Annotated in this window: 2 protein-coding genes; one reads left to right on the forward strand and one right to left on the reverse strand. The window is 68.6% G+C overall.

What is annotated here, in order from left to right; all coding sequences use genetic code 11:
* Window positions 1-646 (reverse strand): DUF6801 domain-containing protein (locus tag ACJA3G_RS36265; protein WP_406557284.1); only part of this gene is annotated, 646 nt, incomplete at its 3' end.
* A 280-nt stretch (window positions 647-926) separates the two neighbouring features.
* Here ACJA3G_RS36265 and ACJA3G_RS36270 point away from each other — a divergent pair.
* Window positions 927-1,781, forward strand: an 855-nt coding sequence (locus ACJA3G_RS36270; RefSeq protein ID WP_406557285.1) for a DUF6801 domain-containing protein, incomplete at its 3' end; no start/stop codon positions are given.

Genomic DNA, 1,781 nt, shown 5'->3' on the forward strand with positions numbered 1-1,781 from the left:
TGCCCGGGCCGGTGGGGGTCGGGCCCGTGGGGTCGGCGCCGGTGACGGTGAACCGGTGCAGCGTCCTGTTCTGGTCGGCCGGCTTGAGCGTGCAGGGTGCCTCGAACACGTCCCCGTACGGCGGCAGTCGGACGACCTTGCCCGCCGCGTCCCGGGCCGTCAGCTTCAGCGTGAGCGCGTTGACGTCGATGGTGGCCGAGCCGGGCCTGCGGAAGGAGAGCGAGGGGGCCGCTCCGGACGCCCTGACCTCGAAGTCCCTGGCCGGACTGGGCACTTCGGCCTTCGCCACGGCGGCGTCCACACCGACGTCGAGCTGCTCGCCGCCCGGCAGGTTCACCGTGGCGCTCGCCGCGGCGACGCCCTCCACGCTCTTCGCGCCCACGAGCCCGAGGCCCTGCGCCGCCCGTGCGCTCACCGTGGAGAGGGCGTCGATCCGTATCGCGCCTGTCGGTGTGTTCACCGGGACCGTGGCGGGCAGCTCGGCGGTGATCGCCACCTTGAGCGGGTCCGCCCCGATGAGCGGAAACGCGCACTCGTACGTCTGTGAGAGCCGGGCCTCCACGGCCGCCGCGTCCCCCGCGCCGTACGAGAGGAGCGCGCCACCGGCCAGCGCGAGAGCGGCCGGAGCGGCCAACGCGTATTTCACCCTGGTTCTGTTTTCGGGGACTCCCATACTCCCGGGAAAGTACTGATGCCGGGAACTGCGGTCAACGGCCGCTTCAAGGCCGTTCCGCATACGTCCGAATCACGTCCGTACGCGGAGGGGAGTACGCACCGGACAACGAAAAAAGACTGCCGGATTCATCGGTCACTGCCAATTCGCAATTCACGGGTCGCCCGGTCCTGATTTTCACCTTGACCCCTACCTTACCGCTCAGTAGTTTCCGGTCCGGAAACGATGGTTTCGCCACTGCGAGAGGCAGCTCATGGGAATTCAGAGAAAGCGGACCAAGGGGACGCTGTCCACCCTGGCCGTCACCGCGGCCATCGGTGTGGTCGCCACCACGGTGTCGGTCACCGCGGCCGGGACTGCGACGGCGGTGCCCGCCAAGCTGGTACAGGACTACTCCTGCGTCTTCCCCCTGATCGGCGCCGACCCGATCAAGATCACCATCACGGCCGACATCCCGGCCGAGATCCCGAAGGGCCAGGCGACCCCGGCCTTCGAAATCGACGCGAACACGTTGGTGAGCTCCCGGGCCGCGCAGGGCCTCGGACTGGTCGGCGCCAGGACCCTGGAGGGCAAGGCGACCGCCGACGTCACGGTGAACACCCCGTCGGGGCCGCTCTCCGGGATCAAGGTCGAGAACGACGTGGCCAAGGGCGACATCCCCAGCCCGCCCGCCGACTTCGCGGTGCTGGCCACCGGCCACGCGCCCCCGCTGACCTTCGACCGGACCGGCGACGGCAGCATCGACGTCAACAACATCTCGCTGCACGACATGATCGCGCGGGACGCGAACGGCAAGCCGGTTCAACTGGTCACGGGCAAGGACACGTTCGACGCGGCGTGCACCCTGACGTCGACGGACAAGACCCTGCACCGCTTCAAGGTCGTGGACGACAACCCCACGAACCCAACCAACCCCACGGACCCCACCAACCCGACCGACCCCACGAATCCCACCAACCCCACGAACCCGACCAACCCGACCAACCCGACCAATCCGACCGATCCCACCAACCCAACGAACCCAACGAATCCCACGAACCCGACCGACCCCACCAACCCAACAAGCCCGACCGATCCCACCAACCCAACCAACCCGACTGACCCCACC

The organism is Streptomyces sp. YS-3 (assembly GCF_045257485.1).
In the GTDB taxonomy this organism is placed as follows: domain Bacteria; phylum Actinomycetota; class Actinomycetes; order Streptomycetales; family Streptomycetaceae; genus Streptomyces.